Here is a 436-nt window from a genome sequence, read left to right as displayed (position 1 = left end):
TACCGGATCGAGACGGGCGAGATCGAGTCGCAGCTGCTGCGGGTGGAAGGCGTGCGCGAAGCGGTGGTGCTGGTTCGAAGTGACGCGAACGGGCAGAAGGCGCTGTGCGCGTATTACACGCCGGATACCGGAGCGGAGCTGGCAGTGAACGATTTGCGCAGCGCGCTGGCGCAGGAGTTGCCGGGGTACATGATCCCGTCGTACTTCGTGGAGCTGGAGCACCTGCCTCTGACGCCGAACGGAAAGATTGACCGGAAGGCGCTGCCGGCGCCGGAAGGGGAAGCGGGAAGCGGAACGGAGTACGTCGCACCGCGCAATGAGCTGGAAACGAAGCTGGCGGCGATTTGGCAAGAGGTGCTGGGGCTTGCGAAGGAGATTGGCGTTCACGACAACTTCTTCGACATCGGCGGCCACTCCCTGCGGGCGACGACGCTGG

Annotated in this window: 1 protein-coding gene; it reads left to right on the top strand. The window is 64.7% G+C overall.

All coding sequences use genetic code 11. From position 1 onward, the window contains the following. Positions 1-436, top strand: a 436-nt coding sequence (locus HFD99_RS24960; protein ID WP_167441065.1) for an AMP-binding enzyme, incomplete at both ends; no start/stop codon positions are given.

This window comes from Paenibacillus sp. EKM301P, from assembly GCF_011800295.1.
GTDB lineage: Bacteria > Bacillota > Bacilli > Paenibacillales > Paenibacillaceae > Paenibacillus > Paenibacillus polymyxa.
This window is presented reverse-complemented; position numbering and strand designations above follow the sequence as displayed.